Origin of the sequence: Streptomyces huiliensis (assembly GCF_020037025.1) — a bacterium.
Lineage (GTDB): Bacteria > Actinomycetota > Actinomycetes > Streptomycetales > Streptomycetaceae > Streptomyces > Streptomyces huiliensis.
This window is the reverse complement of sequence record NZ_JAIQLH010000008.1, coordinates 78,732-95,831: the sequence shown is the minus strand read 5'-3', so window position 1 is coordinate 95,831 and position 17,100 is coordinate 78,732. Positions and strand designations below refer to the sequence as shown.

At 71.1% G+C, this 17,100-nt stretch carries 19 protein-coding genes; 6 read left to right on the top strand and 13 right to left on the bottom strand.

Features of this window, described 5'->3' with window-relative positions:
* Positions 1-160: 160 nt before the first annotated feature.
* On the bottom strand, positions 161-1,528 hold the full coding sequence (locus JNW98_RS02545; RefSeq protein WP_308015451.1) for a VTT domain-containing protein: 1,368 nt from the start codon (positions 1,526-1,528) through the stop codon (positions 161-163).
* Positions 1,529-1,800: 272 nt separating this feature from the next.
* Here JNW98_RS02545 and JNW98_RS02540 point away from each other — a divergent pair, with 272 nt between their 5' ends.
* Positions 1,801-2,169, top strand: a complete 369-nt coding sequence (locus tag JNW98_RS02540; protein WP_004940357.1) for a YbjQ family protein — start codon at positions 1,801-1,803, stop codon at positions 2,167-2,169.
* A 148-nt stretch (positions 2,170-2,317) separates the two neighbouring features.
* Positions 2,318-2,941, top strand: a complete 624-nt coding sequence (locus JNW98_RS02535; RefSeq protein WP_223766376.1) for a Uma2 family endonuclease — start codon at positions 2,318-2,320, stop codon at positions 2,939-2,941.
* Between the two features lie 87 nt (positions 2,942-3,028).
* Here JNW98_RS02535 and JNW98_RS02530 read toward each other — a convergent pair whose 3' ends face one another.
* The 3 genes from JNW98_RS02530 to JNW98_RS02520 form a co-directional block, all read right to left on the bottom strand.
* Positions 3,029-3,580 (bottom strand): DinB family protein, encoded by a 552-nt coding sequence (locus JNW98_RS02530; RefSeq protein WP_223766375.1) that lies wholly within the window; start codon positions 3,578-3,580, stop codon positions 3,029-3,031.
* 97 nt (positions 3,581-3,677) lie between these two features.
* Complete coding sequence (locus JNW98_RS02525) at positions 3,678-5,144, bottom strand: aldehyde dehydrogenase family protein (protein ID WP_223766374.1); 1,467 nt, start codon at positions 5,142-5,144, stop codon at positions 3,678-3,680.
* An 81-nt stretch (positions 5,145-5,225) separates the two neighbouring features.
* A complete protein-coding gene (locus JNW98_RS02520; RefSeq protein ID WP_223766373.1) occupies positions 5,226-6,089 on the bottom strand; it encodes a Sco1979 family transcriptional regulator in 864 nt (287 codons plus the stop codon).
* A gap of 317 nt (positions 6,090-6,406) precedes the next feature.
* Between JNW98_RS02520 and JNW98_RS02515 the strand changes: the two genes are divergently transcribed.
* A complete protein-coding gene (locus JNW98_RS02515) occupies positions 6,407-6,895 on the top strand; it encodes an ATP-binding protein (protein ID WP_223766372.1) in 489 nt (162 codons plus the stop codon).
* 13 nt (positions 6,896-6,908) lie between these two features.
* On the opposite strand, the gene JNW98_RS02510 is transcribed toward JNW98_RS02515, so the two are convergent.
* On the bottom strand, positions 6,909-7,148 hold the full coding sequence (locus JNW98_RS02510) for a DUF397 domain-containing protein (protein ID WP_040888156.1): 240 nt from the start codon (positions 7,146-7,148) through the stop codon (positions 6,909-6,911).
* 400 nt (positions 7,149-7,548) lie between these two features.
* Positions 7,549-8,433 carry an NAD(P)-dependent oxidoreductase gene (locus tag JNW98_RS02505; RefSeq protein WP_223766371.1) on the bottom strand — a complete coding sequence of 295 codons (885 nt, stop codon included), beginning with the start codon at positions 8,431-8,433 and terminating at the stop codon, positions 7,549-7,551.
* Between the two features lie 161 nt (positions 8,434-8,594).
* On the opposite strand from JNW98_RS02505, the gene JNW98_RS02500 reads away from it, so the two are divergent.
* On the top strand, positions 8,595-8,753 hold the full coding sequence (locus tag JNW98_RS02500) for a hypothetical protein (RefSeq protein ID WP_223766370.1): 159 nt from the start codon (positions 8,595-8,597) through the stop codon (positions 8,751-8,753).
* On the opposite strand, the gene JNW98_RS02495 is transcribed toward JNW98_RS02500, so the two are convergent.
* Entirely contained in the window at positions 8,720-9,073 is a 354-nt protein-coding gene (locus JNW98_RS02495) for a UBP-type zinc finger domain-containing protein (protein WP_308015450.1), read from the bottom strand. The two genes, JNW98_RS02500 and JNW98_RS02495, sit on opposite strands and share 34 nt — an antisense overlap.
* A 305-nt stretch (positions 9,074-9,378) precedes the next feature.
* Here JNW98_RS02495 and JNW98_RS02490 point away from each other — a divergent pair, with 305 nt between their 5' ends.
* Both JNW98_RS02490 and JNW98_RS02485 read left to right on the top strand, forming a co-directional pair.
* Complete coding sequence (locus tag JNW98_RS02490; protein ID WP_223766419.1) at positions 9,379-10,413, top strand: rod shape-determining protein; 1,035 nt, start codon at positions 9,379-9,381, stop codon at positions 10,411-10,413.
* A gap of 147 nt (positions 10,414-10,560) precedes the next feature.
* A complete protein-coding gene (locus JNW98_RS02485; protein ID WP_223766369.1) occupies positions 10,561-11,016 on the top strand; it encodes a tellurite resistance TerB family protein in 456 nt (151 codons plus the stop codon).
* Positions 11,017-11,105: 89 nt separating this feature from the next.
* Here the strand turns inward: JNW98_RS02485 and JNW98_RS02480 are convergent, their stop codons facing one another.
* From JNW98_RS02480 to JNW98_RS02455, 6 genes are all read right to left on the bottom strand, one after another.
* On the bottom strand, positions 11,106-12,224 hold the full coding sequence (locus JNW98_RS02480; RefSeq protein ID WP_223766368.1) for a type III polyketide synthase: 1,119 nt from the start codon (positions 12,222-12,224) through the stop codon (positions 11,106-11,108).
* Between the two features lie 11 nt (positions 12,225-12,235).
* Positions 12,236-13,444 carry a cytochrome P450 gene (locus JNW98_RS02475; RefSeq protein ID WP_223766367.1) on the bottom strand — a complete coding sequence of 403 codons (1,209 nt, stop codon included), beginning with the start codon at positions 13,442-13,444 and terminating at the stop codon, positions 12,236-12,238.
* 506 nt (positions 13,445-13,950) lie between these two features.
* A complete protein-coding gene (locus JNW98_RS02470; protein WP_223766366.1) occupies positions 13,951-14,223 on the bottom strand; it encodes a DUF1876 domain-containing protein in 273 nt (90 codons plus the stop codon).
* A 154-nt stretch (positions 14,224-14,377) separates the two neighbouring features.
* Positions 14,378-14,650: a DUF1876 domain-containing protein gene (locus tag JNW98_RS02465; protein ID WP_223766365.1), complete on the bottom strand. Its 273-nt coding sequence runs from the start codon at positions 14,648-14,650 to the stop codon at positions 14,378-14,380.
* A 669-nt stretch (positions 14,651-15,319) separates the two neighbouring features.
* Positions 15,320-15,817, bottom strand: coding sequence for a GNAT family N-acetyltransferase (locus JNW98_RS02460; RefSeq protein WP_223766364.1), 498 nt, complete (start codon positions 15,815-15,817; stop codon positions 15,320-15,322).
* Between the two features lie 69 nt (positions 15,818-15,886).
* Complete coding sequence (locus JNW98_RS02455; protein WP_223766363.1) at positions 15,887-17,011, bottom strand: cation diffusion facilitator family transporter; 1,125 nt, start codon at positions 17,009-17,011, stop codon at positions 15,887-15,889.
* Positions 17,012-17,100: the final 89 nt, after the last annotated feature.

The window sequence follows — 17,100 nt, the reverse complement described above, 5'->3', positions numbered from 1 at the left end:
CTCCTGCCCAGGTCAACCATGCCCGATCAGGAGTGCGAGTGCCCAGTGGGGGTGGCGAGACGCGTGTGAACTTCGCGTGGCCCTGTGGGTGAAGTACCCCGCGCCGGTGGACGAGCGGGGTGACGGCGGGAAGGGCGGCAGAAGGGGCGGCAGGCGGACGTCAGCGGCGCGCGTGCCGTCCGCGGTGACCGCGCTGCGGGTCCTGCGGGTCGTGCGGGTCCTGCGCGCCCTGTGGGTCGTACGGCTCCTGCGGGCCCTGCGGGGGCTGGAGGTACGGGGAGTACCCGGGGTCGTCCGCGGGCTGCGGCTGCCCGCCGTAGAGCGGCTGCTGCGGGTACGGAGGCTGCTGGGGGTGCTGGGGGTGCTGTGCGGCCTGGGGGTACGGGGAGTAGGAGGGGTTCTGAGGGTTCTGAGGGTTCTGAGGGTTCTGGAGGTGCTGCGGGCTCTGCGGGGCCGGCGACGTCTGCGGGACCGGCGCGACGTAGGGGTACTGCCCGGCCTGCGGAGGCTGCGGGTGCCCCGCCGTCTGCGGGTGCTGAGGGTGCTGCGGGTACGGGTTCGGCTGCGGGTACTGGCCCGGCTGCGGGTACGAAGCGGCCTGCGGGGGCCCGCCCGCCTCCGGCCGCCGCGCGTCACGGGTGTCGTCCTGCCCCGGCCCGGGCCGCGGCGCCTGCCCCGGCTGCGGCGCGGGCTGCCGCTTCCCGGCCTGTTCCTTCCCGGCCTGCGGCTTCCCTGCCTGCCGCTTTCCGGACTGCCGCCGCGCGGACCGCCCCTGCTCCGGCTGCTGCAGCGGGTACGGCTGGACGTCCTGGTAGTGCGGCGGCACCTGCGTGTACTCGCGGGGCGGCTGGGGCCCGCTGGGCACCCCGCCGGCGTCGGGCGCCGGACCGTCCTTGCGGGACTTGGACCGGGCGCGCAGCAGCTCGATGGCCACCGGCACCACGGAGATCAGCACGATCGCGACCAGCATCATCTCGATGTTGGTCCGCACGAACTCGATCTTGCCGAGCACCGCGCCCAGCAGCGTCACGCCGGCGCCCCACAGGGTGCCGCCGATGATGTTGAAGATCAGGAAGGAGCGGTAGTTCATCCGGCTCACACCGGCGATGATCGGCGTGAAGGTACGGATGATCGGCACGAACCGGGCCAGGACCAGCGACTTCGGCCCGTACTTCTCGAAGAACTCGTGCGCCTTCTCGACGTTCTCCTGCTTGAAGAGCCTGGAGTCCGGGCGTCGGAAGAGGGCGGGGCCCACCTTCCGCCCGAAGAGGTAGCCCGCCTGGTCGCCGAGGACCGCCGCAAGCACGACCAGGACGCACACCACCCACAGGGGGTAGTCGTCCAGCTTGCCGGTGGTCACCAGGAGGCCCGTGGTGAAGAGGAGCGAGTCGCCCGGGAGGAAGAAACCGATCAGCAGGCCGGACTCGGCGAAGACGATCGCCAACACACCGAGCAGGCCGAACTGGCCGATCAGGTAGTCCGCGTCCAGCCACTGGGGGCCGAGCGCGAGGTTGGTCACGGGGGTCACGGTGACAGGCTCCTGGGTCGTGGGCGCAGGCTCGTGCGAGGCCCGGGCACAGGCGGGGGGAGAAGGCGTGCCGCTCAACGGTAGCAACGCGACCGGGAGCCCCCCGGTTCCAGGCGCCTCCGCCCGCACTCCCCCGCTCGCCCCGCCCGGGCCGCGCCCCCGCCCGTGCCGCGCGCGTCCCCCGGTCGGGGCAACCCGGCGGCACTGGGGTGCGTCCCGCTCGTCAGGCGGAAGAATTTCCGTACGGACCGAACCGAGGAAAGTGGGCAGGCATGGGGATCGACGAGTATGGCGGCGGTCAGCACGAGCAGGCCGATGTGCTCGTGGTCACGACGAACGACGTGCCCGGATACCGGGTCGAGCGCGTCATCGGTGAGGTCTTCGGCCTCACCGTGCGGTCGCGGCACGTCGGCAGCCAGATCGGCGCCGGCCTGAAGTCACTGATCGGCGGCGAGCTCAAGGGCCTCACCAAGACCCTCGTCCAGACCCGCAACCAGGCCATGGAGCGCCTGGTCGAGCAGGCCAGGGCCCGGGGCGCCAACGCGGTGCTGATGTTCCGCTTCGACGTCACGGAAGCCGCGGACGTCGGCACGGAGGTGTGCGCGTACGGCACGGCGGTGGTGATCGCACCGCACTCGTGAGGCACCCCGCGGCCGCCCCGCGGTCCGAGCGGCGCGTAGCCGGGAAAAGGTCTGCGTGACGAGGAAAAACGGTCCGGCGCCACCCGCACGGGTGGCGCTACGGTCGGAGGCGGGAAGGACGTGCCGAGCACCCGCCACGATCTCCGCCATGGGAGCAGTGATGGCCTCAGGAGCCAGCCGACAGGACGAGCAGGCCACGCCCGAGAACTGGATGTACCCGCCGGCCGACGGCTGGACGTACGCACAGGTGGAGGAACTGGTCCTGCCGTTCGACTGGGAACTACTGGGCGGGAAGATCGTGGTACGAGGGGCGGCGAAGTGGTGGCACAACACCGTGCGGGACGAGCTGTACTACCGCCTGCGAGGCAGCAGACCGGCGAACCTGATGGTCAACAGTGAGCAGTCGATCTTCATCGACCGCAAGAACGTCCCCAAACCGGACATCGTCGTCTTCGACAAGACCGGTCTCGACATCGCCACGGTGGACTGCATCCCGGCGGAGAAGGTCGTACTCGCCGTGGAAGTGGTGTCGCCCGGCTCCGCCTCCGAGGACCGTCTCTACAAGCCCGCCGTGTACAGCGGCGCGGGCATCGACTCCTACTGGCGCGTGGAGCGCGACGAGGAGGAGTCACCGGTGGTGTACGAGTTCTGGAAGCACCGCGAGGTCGACTGCTACGTCCCTCGGCCCGACCAGGCCATCCACACCGGCGTCCTCAAGACCGACCGGCCCTTCCCCGTAGAGGTCGACCTCCGCTCCCTGATCGACGTCTGAGCCCTGACGCCCGCCCGTACTCGGCGCGGCGCCTCTCCGCCCGACCTGACGCCCCAGGTCAGGCGGAGACCGGGAGCGGGCGGCCCGTCAGCCCGCCTGGGCGTACTCCTCGTCGACGAGGACGAACGCGGTCTTGCCGTCGATCGACTCGCGGATGATGTCCGCGTGCCCGGCGTGCCGGCCGATCTCCTCGATCAGGTGCAGCAGCAGCCAGCGCATCGACACCCGGGCGTCCTTGGGGAACCAGGGGGCCGGCGGGAGGGCGAAGGTGTCCTCCAGGGTGGGCAGGGCGCGGACGAAACGTTCCACCTCGGCGGCCTGTTCCCGCCAGGCGGCGAGGAGGGCGGGGGCGGTCTCGCTCTCGTCCGGGTGCCAGGCCGCCACGAAGCGCTTCTCCGCCTCGGCGGCGTCGATGTCGGGGCTCGTGCCGCTCGCGAGTTCCAGCCAGTTGCGCTCCGCGTGCATGACGTGCTTGAGCAGGCCGATCAGGGACATCTCGCTGGCGCTGGGGCGCGAGCGGACCTGCTCGTCCGACAGGCCGAGGAACGCCCGGCGGATGCCGCCGCGCTGGGCGTCCAGGAAGGCCAGCAGGGTTCCCCGCTCGTCACTGACATCCTTCTCGATCACATGAGTAGGCATAGGACTCCGCCGTTCCTTCCGTCGCTTCTTGCTGACGGGCCAACAGTAGGACCGCAGTAGGTCATTGGCTGACCTACTGCGGCCGGAGGGAGGATCCTCAGAACGGGAACGTGCTGCGCCCGTGCTGGACGGAGATCCACTTCGTCGTCGTGAAGGCGTCCACCATGGCGTCGCCGTTGAGCCGCCCGAGGCCCGAGTGCTTCTCGCCGCCGAACGGCACGATCGCCTCGTCGTGCACGGTGCCGTCGTTGACGTGCATCATCCCGGTCTCCACCCGCTTGGCGAAGCGGACGCCGCGTTCGACGTCGCCCGTGTGGACGGCGCCGCTCAGCCCGTAGGGGGTGGCGTTGGCGATCTTCACGGCCTCCTCCTCGCCGGAGAAGGGGATGATCAGCGCGACGGGGCCGAAGATCTCCTGCCGGAGGACTGCGGAGCCCTCGGGGAGGTCGGTGAGGACGGTCGGCTCGACCAGGGTGCCGACGGTACGGCCGCGGACGAGGGCGGTCGCTCCCTCCGCGACGGTCTGGTCCACGAGGGACGTGACGGCCTCCGCCTGACCGGAGTTGATGAGGGGGCCGATGTGCGTGGCGGGATCGGCCGGGTCGCCGACCTTGAGGGACTTCACTCTCGCCACGAACTTCTCCGTGAACTCGTCCGCCACGGAACGGTCCACGAGCACCCGGTTCGCGGCCATGCAGACCTGCCCCTGGTGGATGAACCGGCTGAAGACCGCCGCGTCCACCGCGTAGTCGACGTCCGCGTCGTCGAGGACGACCAGCGCGCTGTTGCCGCCCAGTTCGAGCACCACCCGCTTGAAGTGCCCGGCGGCCACGGTCGCCACATGCCGGCCGACCTTGTCGGAGCCGGTGAACGAGAGCACCTTGGGCACCGGGTGCTCGATGAGCGCGTCCCCGATCTCCGCGATGTCGGTGACCAGGACGTTCAGCACGCCGGGCGGCAGCCCCGCGTCCTCCAACACCTTGGCGAGCAGCCCGCCGCCGCAGACGGGCGTGTTCTGGTGCGGCTTGAGCACCACCGCGTTGCCGAGCGCCAGGGCGGGCGCCACGGACTTCAGCGACAGCAGGAACGGGAAGTTGAACGGGCTGATCACGCCGACCACCCCGACCGGCACCCGGTAGAGGCGGTTCTCGCGGGTGTCGTCCGGCGAGGGCAGAATGCGGCCCTCGGGCCGCAGCGCGAGCTGGACGGCGTCCCGCAGGAACTCGCGCGCCAGGTGGAGCTCGAAGGCGGCCTTCAGCGCCGTCCCGCCGCACTCCGCCATGATCACCGAGGTCAGTTCGTCCTCGTGGTCGTCGATGATCCGCAGCGCCCGCTCGAAGACCAGCCGCCGGGTGTACGGGTTGGTGTTCCCCCACGCCACCTGCGCGCGCTCGGCCGCCCGGTACGCCTCGTCGACCTCGTCCACGCCGGCCACCGTGATGGAGGCGAGCTTCTCCCCGTCGTACGGGTTGAAGTCGACGATGTCCCACGAGCCCGTCCCCGGCCGCCACCGGCCGTCGATGTACTGGCACGCGAGATCCCTGAACGCGGAGGAGTACGACATGCGTCATCCCTGTCTGCCGGAGCCCGGCCGTCCGGCCGAGCTGGTTCAGACTTGCTGATTGCCGGTCATCGTACTGACGAGCTAGGCGAGTTGGAGCAGGCGCCGCATGAGGTCGCGCGTTCCCGACGGGGAGAGGCTGTCCGCGCGCAGCCGGCCCATGACGCGTTCGTACTGGGCGACCTCCTCCGGCTTGTCCAGGTAGAGCGCGCCCGTGAGGTGCTCCAGGTACACCACGTCCGGCAGGTCCGACTCGGGGAAGCGGAGCACGGTGAACGCCCCGCTCTCACCAGCGTGACCACCGTGCCGGAAGGGCATCACCTGGAGGGTCACGTTGGGCTGTTCGGAGAGGTCGATGAGGTGCTGGAGCTGCCCGCGCATCACGTCCGCGTCGCCGTACGGGCGGTGCAGCGCGGCCTCGTCGAGGACGGCGTGGAAGTGCGGCGCCCGTTCGGAGAACAGCAGCTTCTGCCGCTCCATGCGCAGCGACACCCGGCGTTCCACCTCGGCGGTGTCGGCCCCGGGCTGGCCCCGGACCACGACGGCGTGCGCGTAGCCCTCGGTCTGGAGCAGGCCGTGGACGAACTGCACCTCGTAGATCCCGATGTGCGAGGCGGCGCCCTCCAGGCCGACGTAGGTCTGGAACCAGCTGGGCAGCACGTCGCCGTAGCTGTGCCACCAGCCCGCGACGTTGGCCTCCCTTGCCAGGCCGAGCAGCGCCTCCCGTTCACTCTCCCGCGTGATGCCGTAGAGGGTGAGCAGGTCCTCCACGTCCCGCGTCTTGAAGCTCACCCTGCCGAGCTCCATGCGGCTGATCTTCGACTCGGACGCGCGGATCGAGTACCCGGCCGCCTCGCGGGTGATCCCCCGGGACTCGCGCAGTTTCCTCAGCTGGGAGCCGAGGAGGATGCGGCGTACCACGGAACCGCTCGACTCGCTCGTGGTCATCTCGTCGACCCTTCCTTCCGGTCTGGTCCGGCCTGCCTGTCCGCCGTTCCGCTCACCCTTCCGAGGGTGACCCCCGCTACCCCCGGCGCCGAAGTCTGCCACCACCGGGCTCCGTTGTGTGCACACCCGGTTACGGATACCGGCCATCGACCGGTGTGCTACGGCGGGGGGCGTAGGAATAATTGCTCACCAATCCTCAGGTGCGCCCCCAAATCCCCCACGTGCACGTGCATCTGCCCTTGCATCCGCCCTGCGCATTGGGAACGATGGAGCACGCACACGTGCACGTCACGTCCACGATTGCAGGAGTGCCTCGGATGGGTACCGAAGGATCGACTGTGCTCTCCCCCGTCTGGCGGGGGCTGCCCCGGTTCGACTCATCCGCGGTGTCGAACTCCGCTTCCTGTGCCTTGCCGCCACGCTTCGAGGCCGTCCGCACCGCCCGGCGGTTCACCGGAGCCACTCTGTCGCAGTGGGGGGTCCAGCACGTCTTCGACAACGTTGCGCTGGTGGTCTCCGAACTGGTGACCAATTCCCTGCGCTACGCCGTACCGACCGGTCGCGTCGACGGAGGGTACGAGCCACCCGTACGTCTGCATCTCATGCGGTGGACCACGCGGTTGGTATGCGCGGTACGCGATCCGAGTGAGGAGGGGCCGCTCGCGGGGGTGGCGGCCCCCGGCGACGAGCACGGGCGCGGACTGCTGCTGGTGGATTCGTTCAGCGACGCCTGGGGCTGGCACCCCCTGGCGGGCGCACTGCACGGCAAGGTCGTCTGGGCGCTGTTCCGGCTGCCGCGCGAATAACCGCATTCCGCGGTCACTCGCCCACCAGGTAGTCGAATTCACCGTCCTTGACGCCCAAGAGCATGGCCTCGATCTCCGCGGGGGTGTAGATGAGAGCGGGGCCATCCGGGTGGCGGGAGTTGCGAACGGCAACCCCGCCACCCGGCAACTTCGCGAACTCCACGCAGGAGCCCTGAGAGTTGGAGTGCCGGCTCTTCCTCCAGACGACCCCGTCGATGCCCGATGCAACCATGCCGTTGTAGACGTGTGGCACTGGAGTCTCCCGGATCGCCGCAGGGGGCATCCCCATTCGTTTACGGGGATGGCAACTTCTTCGGATCATAGCCGCGGTTCACATTCCCCGGCACGAGCAGATGCACGTGCACTGAGGGTGGTGCCGCCACTACGTCGCGGCGCCGTTTTCCCACGCCCATTTCCGCTTGCCCGGGACAATTGCCGCTGTCGCGCCCGTTATTGACGCGAAACCTCCGCATAGCGCGGGAGCGCTGCGGCGCGCGTGATTCCTCCCACGGCCCGCCCATTCCGGCACTTCGCCCTACGGCCTTCCCCTTTCGCGCTACGGCTCGCCTCTCCCGTATCGCGACCGTACTCCGGCCACTTCCCGAGCGTATTCGCGGGGCGGGCCGGAGAGTTGGGGACGGACGGCACGACGGTCACGGGCCGGCGGGCCCCCGGACGTACTCGATGAGGCGGGCGAAACCGTCGACGCCGTGCCCGTCCGCCACCGCGCGCCCGGCCAGCCCGAGGAACACCTCCGGAAGACCGGATTCCACCCCTCGTAGCTCGCCGGCGTGCGCCAGCAGCCCCATGAGCCTCAGGTGCAGGTCCAGCGGGAACTCCTCCGCCGGGTACTCCCCCGCGTCGATCTGCCGGGCGTGCGCCTCCATCAGCCGCCCGACGGTCGCCATCCAGCGGCCCGCGACCGCGGTGTAGGCCGTCGCCGGCACCCCGCCACCCGGCCCGTCGGCGCCGGTGAGCGCGACCCCGTGCAGCCAGCCGGTGAGCGTGGACCACAGCAGGCCGAGCAGCGCGGCGTCGTGGACGGCGGCCAGGGCCGGGTCGTCGCCCAGGTACACGGGGTCGCCGAGCGCCGCCAGGACGTCGCGGTGCGCGTCGAAGGCGGGCCGCGGGCCGCCGTAGAGCAGCAGGGCGTCCGGCCGGCCCACGCCGGACGGGGTCGTCAGGACCGCGCCGTCGAGGTAGTCGAGGCCCCGCTCCCGCGCCAGGCCGGCGGCCTCCCGCGCGTGCACCGGGGAGCCGGAGGCGAGGTTGACCAGTGTCCGGCCCGGGAGCGCGGCGGCACACGGCTCCAGCACCTCGCGCACGACGCCGTACGTCGACAGGCAGACGACGACCAGCGGGCTCGCGCCGGCCGCCGCTCCGGGCGAGGCGGCCTCCACGGCCCCCTTCCCGACGAGCGGCAGCGCCTTGGCGCGCGTCCGGTTCCAGACCGTCGTCGGATGACCCGCGGCCAGGAACGCGCCGGCCAGCGCGGTGCCCATCGCCCCTAAACCGATCACGCTCACCGCGGTGTCCATGCCGCCCCCGTTCCCGTCCCCGCCCCGGCCCTGGCGCGTCCGCCCATCCGCTTTCGTACCTGATTGTCGAAGGCGGGGGCTTCCGTCCGCAATGGCACCTCCCGGCCATTTGTCCGGTACGCACCACTGGCGCGGCGGACGATCACCGTTACTATGTGGAAATGGTTTTCAATAACGGTGAAGGTGCGGCGCTGCCCGGCCGGTCCCTGCTCCGCGACCTGGCGGTCGTCCGCTGCCTGTGCCGGCGCGCGCTGCTGAGGGCCGTCTCGTACGACGGAAGGAGCGGTTACGACGGAAGGAGCAGCAGCTCGTCCGCGTAGCACCAGGCCCAGTCCTCGCCCGGCTCGATGGAGCGGGCCAGGTCGTGACCGGGCGTGCCGTGCGCGTGCGCGCTCGCGTGCCGGTGCGGCGAGCTGTCGCAGCAGCCCACGTGGCCGCAGACCAGGCACGCGCGCAGGTGCACCCAGGTGCTCCCGATGCGCAGGCACTCCTCGCAGCCTTCCGGGGTGTTCGGGGTCACCGGGCGGACCTGCTCCAGGTGGCCGCAGGCGCGGTCGGCGGGGCGGCCCTCGACGTCGGCGGCGACCTGCCAGGCCGGCGCTCCGCTCCGTCCGTCCGGTTCCTTCCTCGATGCGCTCATGGTTCGAGCGTAGGCCGGACGGAGCGCGGACGCGCGTCGGGACGGCACCTCGGACGGAATGGCGAAACCGCAGCTCAGAGGCGTTGTCAGACCCCCCTGGCAGACTGCTTCGCACCGGGTCCGCGGAGGTGGGCGACGGGGGTGTCCGCCTCCGCGTGCCCCGGTGCGCCCGCCCGCCGGCGGGCCCGCTCCTCCGAGTGGCGCACTCCGGCGGGCGGCGCGCCGTACCGCACCGCACGATGGCCGCAGGGGCCGCCGTTCGGCGGTCCCGCGCCACCGCACCGCCGCCGGGGAGATGACCCGTGATGACCCTCAGCCTCGCCCAGCTGAGCCGCTGCACCATCGCCGTCGACCTCGGCGCGTCCCGTACGCGCGTCTACGCCCGCAACACCGGCCTGATCGTCGACGAGCCGAGCATCGCCGCGGTCAACACCCGCACGGGCTCGCTCATCGCCGTCGGGGCCCTCGCCGAGGGCATGGCCGGACGGACGCCGGCCCACATCCGCGTCGTCCGCCCGGTGTCCGGGGGCACGGTCGTCGACATCGACATGGCCCAGCGCATGCTGCGGCACCTCATCAGCGACAAGATCCGTCGCGCCTGGCGGCGGAAGCCGCTGCTCCGGGCCGCGGTCTGCCTGCCGCACGACGCCGAGCCGATCGCCCAGCGCGCGGCGGTGGAGACGCTGACCGGGCTCGGCGCCCGCCGGGTCGAGCTGGTGGACACCCTCGTCGCGGCGGCGGTCGGCTGCGGGCTGCCGGTCGAGCTGCCCGAGGCCACGATGATCATCGTGTGCGGCGCGGCCTCCACCCAGGTGGCCGTGCTCTCCCTCGGCTCCATCGTGGCGGCCGAGAAGGTGCAGGTCGGCGGGGACGCCATCGACTACGCGATCGTCCAGCACCTGCGCAGCGAGCACGAGTTGATGCTGCCCACGCAGGGCCTGTACCCGCTGCACATGGCCCTCCGCGCGGACCGGATGGGCGGCGGGACGGAGACCGAGGTCCGCGGCCGGGACGTGGCGACGGGCCTCTCCCGCACCGTCCTGGTGAGCACCGCCCATGTGCGCGAGGCGGTGCGCACGCCGCTCACCGTCGTCCTGGACGCCATAGGGCGCGTGCTGCGGGACTGCCCGCCCGACCTGGTGGCCGACTTGGGGACGCGCGGGGTGATGCTGGCCGGCGGCAGTGCGCTGATGCCGGGGCTCGACACGATGATCGAGGACGCGACCGGGATGACCGTGCACATCGCGGCCAACCCGGACCACTGCTCGGTGCTGGGGCTGGGGGCGATGATGGAGGGGAAGGTCAAGCCGATGGTGCTGGACCCGCTGGCGGCGGAGTGAGGTTCGCCGGCCGGCGCGCGGGGTGACGGGGGATCGGGTAGGGCGTTGTCGTTTCCGGGCCGCGACTTCCGGGCTTCGGGGGAACTTCTGTGCATCCCGGGCAGTTCTGCCAGTGCTACCCCCGTTTCAACAAGGAGATACACGCACATGGCGCTCTGGGACCGGCTCAAGGAATCGGCCACGACGATGCAGGGCCAGCTGGTCGCGAAGAAGAACGACCTGAAGAGCGGCGCGTTCCGTGACGCGAGCATGGCGATGTGCGCGCTGGTGGCGGCGGCCGACGGGACGGTGGACGCTTCGGAGCGGCAGCGCGTCGCCTCATTGATCGCCACCAACGAGGTGCTGCGCAACTTCCCGGCGGACGACCTGCACGCGAGGTTCACGGACTACTGCCAGAAGCTGGCCGCCGACTTCGACTTCGGCAAGGTGAGCCTCCTCCAGACCATCGGCAAGGTGCAGAAGAAGCCCACCGAGGCACGGGCCGTCATCCAGATCGGCATCGTCATCGGCGGCGCCGACGGCGACTTCGACAAGGAGGAGCAGGCCATCGTGCGCGAGGCGTGCTTCGCGGTGGGCATCGCGCCCTCCGAGTTCGACCTGTAAGCAGGCCGTCAGGCCCGCCGTCGGGCCGTAGCGCACAGCGAGGAGCGCGGGTCACCGAGAGGGAAGGTGACCCGCGCTCCCGCGTCCGCTCAGGCCGGCAGTGTCACGGAAGAGTTCCGGTCGGCGGACGTCTTCCGGGCGCGGTGACCGTTGCCGGTGACCGCGCCCGACCAGGTGCCCAGGGCGATCTCGGCGGTGATGCCCGGCCCGAAGCCGGCGATCACGCCGCGCGACGCGTGCTCGGCGCCGCCGTCCTGGAACAGCCGCTCCAGCGCGTCGAAGACGACCGCGCTGGCGATGTTTCCCCGCTCGACCAGCGTCTGCCTGCTGTAGCGGAACATCGACTGCTCCAGCCGCAGGTACTTGCCGAGGTCGTCGAGGATGCGGGGACCGCCCGCGTGGACGATGTAGAAGTCCAGGTCGGAGACGTCCCACTCGTGCGGCTCGGCCATCTCCCGCATCGCCGGGGCCAGCATCGCCATCGTCCCCGGCACCCGTTTGTCCAGGATGAAGTGGAACCCGGTGTCCTTCACCCCGTAGGAGATCCACTCCTCGGTGTCCGGCACCAGGTGCGATCCGTTGCGTTCGAGTTTCACTCCCGTACCGCCGTCCCCGCGGACCACGGCACAGGCGATGGCGTCGCCGAACAGGCCGTTGGACAGCAGGTTTCCGACCCCCAGGTCGGTCGGCTGGTAGAGCAGGGAGCAGAACTCGCACGCCACGATGAGCACATTGGCCCCGGGATAGGCGCTGCAGAAGTCGTGGGACCGGTTGATCGCCGCTCCGCCCGCCGCGCATCCGAGCTGCGCGATGGGGAGTTGGCGGGTCTCGTTCCGGAAACCCATGGTGTTGATGAGCCACGCGGTCATCGAGGGCATCATGAAGCCGGTACAGGACACATACACGATCATGTCGATGTCCCGGACGGTCAGTTCGGCGTGCTCCAGCGCGCGGTTGACCACGTCGGGCACCCGCGCCTTGGCCTCCGCTTCGTAGAGGTTGTTCCGGGCGGTGAAGCCCGGATGCTTGAGGGTGGCCTCGATCGGCTGCACCAGGTGCCGGGTCTGGACCCCGGTGTTGCCGATGAGGCGCAGCGCCAGCTCCAACTGCGGGTGGTCCGCGTGCAGGGTGCGCGCCAGTTCCAGGGTCTCTTCCCTGGTGATGATGTGCTCGGGGACGGCGATGGCCGGTCTGCACAGAGTCGCCATGGTCGGCCTCCTCACCAGGCGACCGGCAGGGTGAGCGGATAGCGCCAGATCGACACGGTGTTCCACTGCACCTCCTCCGCCGGTACGGCCAGGCGCAGTTCGGGGAAACGGTTGATGAGCGTGCCGATGGCGATCTGGAGCTCCATCCGGGCCAGGTGGGCTCCGAGGCAGTGGTGCGAGCCGTGTCCGAAGGTCATGTGCGGCACCGGGTCGTCCCGGTCGAAGTCGAGCTCGTCCGCGCGGTCGTACACCGCTCCGTCGCGGTTGGCGCACAGGTACGAGACGTGGACGACGTCCCCGGCCGGGATCGTCACGCCGTCGAACGAGACGTCCTCCAGCGCCACCCGGGGGATGCCGACGCCCTGGCGGAACGGGATGTACCGCAGCAGTTCCTCCAGGGCCCGCGGCATGATCTCGGGCTGTTCGCGCAGCCGTGCCAGGTGCTCGGGGTGGGTCAGCAGCGTGTAGATGATGTTGCAGATCTCGTAGGTGCTGGTGTCGTGTCCGGTGACGAGCAGGAGCATGCCCATGACGGCGAGCTCCTTCTCGTCCAGCATCTCGTCGCCCACCCGTGCCGTGGCGAGGGAGCTCAGCAGGTCGCTGCCGGGGTTGCGGCGCCGCTCGGCCGTGAGGCCGGCGAAGTAGTGCCGGAGGCCGGCCTTGGCCTCGGCCGCCGCCTCCTTGTCCGCGGGCTTCATGGACATCATGGCCATGGCCCAGGCGCGTAGCTGCGGCCGGTCCTCCATCGGGACCGCCAGCAGCTCGCAGATGGTCATCAGTGGGAGCTTCCCGGCCAGGTGGTGGGCCACGTCGGCGGGCGAGCCCTCGTCCTCCATCGCGTCCAGCAGCTTGTCGACGAGCTGCTGCGTCTTCGGCCGCAGCTCCTCCACCTGCTTGTTGCTGAACCCGGTGGTCACCAGGCGGCGCAGCCTGCTCAGCGCCGGCGGGTCCATCAGGTTGATCGCCTCCGACTGGGCGATCGGCGCCGGTGTGATGCGCGGAAAGTCCTTCCCGATCAGCGCGGCCCGGCTGAAGCGACGGTCCTGGGTGACCGTACGAACGTCCTCGTACCGCGTCACCAGCCAGCACTCGCCCTCGCCGTACGGCATGCGGACCTTGGCGACCGGGGCCTCGGTCCGCATCCGCTCCATGAACGGGTCCGGTTCCAGCGCTTCATCGTGACGGAAGGGACACGTCCGTTCGGATTCCTCAGTGGTCATGCGAAGCACTCCCCATACCCAAGGGCACGGCCTTGGTGGCGCGCCGATATCTACAGACCGATTCCGCAGGGGCAAGCACGCCACACCTATACCCGGATGATTCACTCGATTTGTGGTCTTACCCGTGTAAATGAAACAGGTCTCTATCGAACACACCAGACGTATTCACCCAAATAGGTGACATCCGGCGGAAGCGTCCTGAGGTGTGCCGGGGGCGCACGGCTTACCGTGGCGCGCCCCTGGGCGGGGTTCCGGGCTGGGCGGGGTTCGGGCGTCGCGGCGCGGGCCCGTCGGGGAGGACGCCCTCAGGCTCCGGTCACCTGTGCCGCCGGGAGTCCCCGCGGGAAGACGGCGGAAACCGGAGCGGGGCGCCGTTGCCGGTGGTGACGGCGGTGCCGGTGGCGGAGGCGGGGCGCGCGTGGGTGATGGCGGAGGGCCCGTCGGCGGCCGTGGGGGCGCTTCCGGGGCGGTTTCCGGTCACGAGACGGCGAAGGCGGCTGGGCCCCTCAGGGCTCGATCCCCCGCACGCGTTCGTGCGTGTGCTGCTCGATGTCCTTGATGGCGATGTCGAGCAGCTGGTTCGCCAGCACGTGCAGGGCCCGGGAGGCGGCCAGCTCGTCACCGATGTCGGGCACGTTGGCGTCGGCGGGATGGCAGCGCGCCGTGCCCTCGCCGACCATCGGCCCCGGAGGCTTGCCGGAGAGGCGGGCCTCGGCGGTCACGACGTGGTCGTGCTCGCTGATGCTGACGTTCACGGTCCAGGACTTGGTGCCACTCATGCGCCCGGCCTTTCTGCCGCCTGCTCCTGTCCGCCCCAGGTCAGGCTGGCACGCCGCCGTGGCCTCCGCACGCCGGCATTCTGTTCGCCGGGGAAAACGATCCGCTTCCGCAACGATCCGCTTCCGCTTTTCCCCCGCTTTCCGTCGCGGTCGATCAGACCGTGAGCCCCTGAACCGGCTTGTGGGTATGGCGCTCGATATCCGTGGCGGCCGTGTTCAGCAACTGGTGGGACAACGACGACATGGCACGGGCCACGGCGAGTTCGTCGCCTATTTCCGGCACGTTCTGATCGGCGGGATTGCAGCGTGCCACGCCCTCGCCCACCATCGTTCCGGCGGCGGATCCGCTCAGCCGCGCCTCCGCGTTCACGGTCTTGGCGTTCTCCTTGATGCTGATCTGTACGTTCCAGCTCTTCATGCCGGTCATGGGAACACCCTCTTCCAGAACCACTCAGCATGAACTCGCTTCGAACACATCCCCGATCACCATCGTCACACCGCACACCACCGATCGCACGCGGACGCCGCCTTCACCGGCGCCGCCACCCCGGTACACCGTCCGAGCCCGCCCCGCCCGTACCGGGCGGACGGAAGGGGATCACCGCCCCCGCTGCAAGGCCCGGCCGTGGACGGGGGCTCGCCCGGCGCACCGGCCCCGGACGGGCGCGAGCCCCTCGGACGGGCCCGGACGCGACCCCGCCCCGCAGGGCGACGAGAGCGCCGCGGGGGGTGCCCGCCCGGCCCGGTCCGAGGCGCGGGTCCGGCTCCGGGCTCGCGTTCGGCTTCAGGTTCGGGCTCTGGTTCGAGATCGGGTTCTGGTGCGAGTTCGGGCTCTGGTTCGGCTTCGGATCGGGGACAGGGAACAGGGCCATGGCCGTCTTCCTCCAGCGTCGGTCGCGCCGCTCGATTACGGTACGTAAAGCTCTAGTGACCAACCTTCCCCTCCCACGCGTCCTCCGCCCCTGCGGAAGGGGTTGTGCGGAGGTGCGCCACGAGCGCGCCACGGGCACCCCGAGGCGTACCGGCACCGCCAAGCGCCAACGGCACTCCGGGGGCGCCTGGCCACGGCGCACGGCTCCGGGCCCCGGCTTCCCGCTCAGGCGCCCTCGGCGCGCCGCCACACGTAGCGGACGTCCGGCTCCCGCTCCTCGTTTCCCGTGCCGTCCGTGCGCTCGGCGGCGACGAATCCGTGGCGTTCGTAGAAGGCCCGGGCCGGGGTGTTGACCTCGAAAGTCCACAGCGACAGGCCCTCCGGCCGGCGTTCCTTGGCCAGCGCGACGAACCGGCCGCCGAGGCCACGCCGCTGCCAGGGCGGGGCGAGGTAGAGCTGGTCGAGTTCGTCGCCGTCGAGGACCATCACACCGACGACCGCGTCACCCGCGACCGCCACCCACGTCTCCCGGTGGGGCACCACCAGCTCCCGGAACCAGGCCCTGACCTCGTCGTCCCCGTGGGCCCGGCGCACGGAGGGCAGCGCCACGCCGTACGACGCGATCCACACCTCCGCGGCCGCCGCCGCGTCGGCGTCGGCCGCCCGCCGAATCACCACGTCCGTGCTGTCGCCCGTCTCCATGACGCCGTCGTCCGTCTCCATGACAGCGCATCATCACAGCGGCGGCCTGGTTGCCGCACCCGGATTCCGCCGGCACCGGGGCGCGCGGGGCTACGCCGTGAGGTGGTGGGCGAGGGCGGCGTGCGGGTCGGCGCCGGCGCCGGCGCCCGCCCCGGCGCAGGGCGTGTGGTCGATGTGCACGGTCGCGGCGACCAGCCGGGGCACGGCGTGGAGGAGCGCGTGTTCGGCCGCGACGGCGCGTTCGTGGGCCCTCACCACGGTCAGCTCCGCGTCCACGACGATGTCCACCTCGGCCCGCAACGCGTGCCCCACCCACCGCATGCGCACCTGCCCGACCTCGCGGACCCCCTCCACCGCCCGTAGGGCCCGCGTCGCGCCGTCCACCAGTTCCGGGTCGACGGAGTCCATCAGCCGCCGGAACACCTCGCGGGCCGCGTCCCGCAGGACCAGCAGGATCGCGGCGGTGACGAGCAGCCCGACCACGGGGTCCGCCGCGGGCCACCCGAGGGCGGCGCCGCCGGCCCCGAACAGGACGGCGAGGGAGGTGAAGCCGTCGGTCCTGGCGTGCAGCCCGTCGGCCACCAGGGCCGCGGAACCGATTCGCCGCCCGGTGCGGACCCGGTACCGGGCCACGCCCTCGTTGCCCACGAAGCCCACGAGCGCCGCGACGGCCACGGCCCACGGGTGGTCGAGCGGCCGCGGATGCATCAGCCGGTCGACCGCCTGGAAGGCGGCGAGCGCTGACGACGCGGCGACGACGAGGACGATGGCGACGCCCGCCAGGTCCTCCGCCCGGCCGTAACCGTAGGTGTACCGCCGGTTCGCCGCCCGCCGCCCGAGCACGAAGGCGATGCCGAGCGGGACCGCCGTCAGCGCGTCCGCCCCGTTGTGGATCGCGTCCCCGAGCAGCGCCACCGAGCCGGAGGACGCCGCGACGACCGCCTGCACCAGCGACGTCACGCCCAGGACCGCCAGCGACCACCACAGCGTGCGCATGCCCTCGCGCGACGCCTCCATCGCCGAGTCGGTCTTCCGCGCGGCGTCGTGGTGGTGGGGCGTGAGGAGGTGGGCGAGCCGGTGGCGCGTGCGGCCGTGCGGTGAGCGGGCGACGTGCGCGTGATCGTGCGGCTGATGGGGCTGATGCTGATGGCCGTGGTGTCGGTGGTCTTGATGCTGGTGGTCACGGCCGTGCGCGCGAGCGTGAGAGCGTGCCATGAGGCCCACCATGGCACGGGAATTCGATTGCGGCTACAACGGTCATACCGCCGCCGACCAGGTGCGATTCCCTTGCAACAACGCCCGGT

Excerpts from the sequence above, each read along its gene's own strand:
- JNW98_RS02540 (WP_004940357.1), top strand. The coding sequence starts at position 1,801 with ATGGGGATCGACGAGTATGGCGGCGGTCAGCACGAGCAGGCCGATGTG.
- JNW98_RS02535 (WP_223766376.1), top strand. The coding sequence starts at position 2,318 with ATGGGAGCAGTGATGGCCTCAGGAGCCAGCCGACAGGACGAGCAGGCC.
- JNW98_RS02530 (WP_223766375.1), bottom strand. The coding sequence starts at position 3,580 with ATGCCTACTCATGTGATCGAGAAGGATGTCAGTGACGAGCGGGGAACC.
- JNW98_RS02525 (WP_223766374.1), bottom strand. The coding sequence starts at position 5,144 with ATGTCGTACTCCTCCGCGTTCAGGGATCTCGCGTGCCAGTACATCGAC.
- JNW98_RS02520 (WP_223766373.1), bottom strand. The coding sequence starts at position 6,089 with ATGACCACGAGCGAGTCGAGCGGTTCCGTGGTACGCCGCATCCTCCTC.
- JNW98_RS02515 (WP_223766372.1), top strand. The coding sequence starts at position 6,407 with ATGGGTACCGAAGGATCGACTGTGCTCTCCCCCGTCTGGCGGGGGCTG.
- JNW98_RS02505 (WP_223766371.1), bottom strand. The coding sequence starts at position 8,433 with ATGGACACCGCGGTGAGCGTGATCGGTTTAGGGGCGATGGGCACCGCG.
- JNW98_RS02500 (WP_223766370.1), top strand. The coding sequence starts at position 8,595 with ATGGTTTTCAATAACGGTGAAGGTGCGGCGCTGCCCGGCCGGTCCCTG.
- JNW98_RS02495 (WP_308015450.1), bottom strand. The coding sequence starts at position 9,073 with ATGAGCGCATCGAGGAAGGAACCGGACGGACGGAGCGGAGCGCCGGCC.
- JNW98_RS02490 (WP_223766419.1), top strand. The coding sequence starts at position 9,379 with ATGACCCTCAGCCTCGCCCAGCTGAGCCGCTGCACCATCGCCGTCGAC.
- JNW98_RS02485 (WP_223766369.1), top strand. The coding sequence starts at position 10,561 with ATGGCGCTCTGGGACCGGCTCAAGGAATCGGCCACGACGATGCAGGGC.
- JNW98_RS02480 (WP_223766368.1), bottom strand. The coding sequence starts at position 12,224 with ATGGCGACTCTGTGCAGACCGGCCATCGCCGTCCCCGAGCACATCATC.
- JNW98_RS02475 (WP_223766367.1), bottom strand. The coding sequence starts at position 13,444 with ATGACCACTGAGGAATCCGAACGGACGTGTCCCTTCCGTCACGATGAA.
- JNW98_RS02470 (WP_223766366.1), bottom strand. The coding sequence starts at position 14,223 with ATGAGTGGCACCAAGTCCTGGACCGTGAACGTCAGCATCAGCGAGCAC.
- JNW98_RS02465 (WP_223766365.1), bottom strand. The coding sequence starts at position 14,650 with ATGACCGGCATGAAGAGCTGGAACGTACAGATCAGCATCAAGGAGAAC.
- JNW98_RS02460 (WP_223766364.1), bottom strand. The coding sequence starts at position 15,817 with ATGGAGACGGACGACGGCGTCATGGAGACGGGCGACAGCACGGACGTG.
- JNW98_RS02455 (WP_223766363.1), bottom strand. The coding sequence starts at position 17,011 with ATGGCACGCTCTCACGCTCGCGCGCACGGCCGTGACCACCAGCATCAA.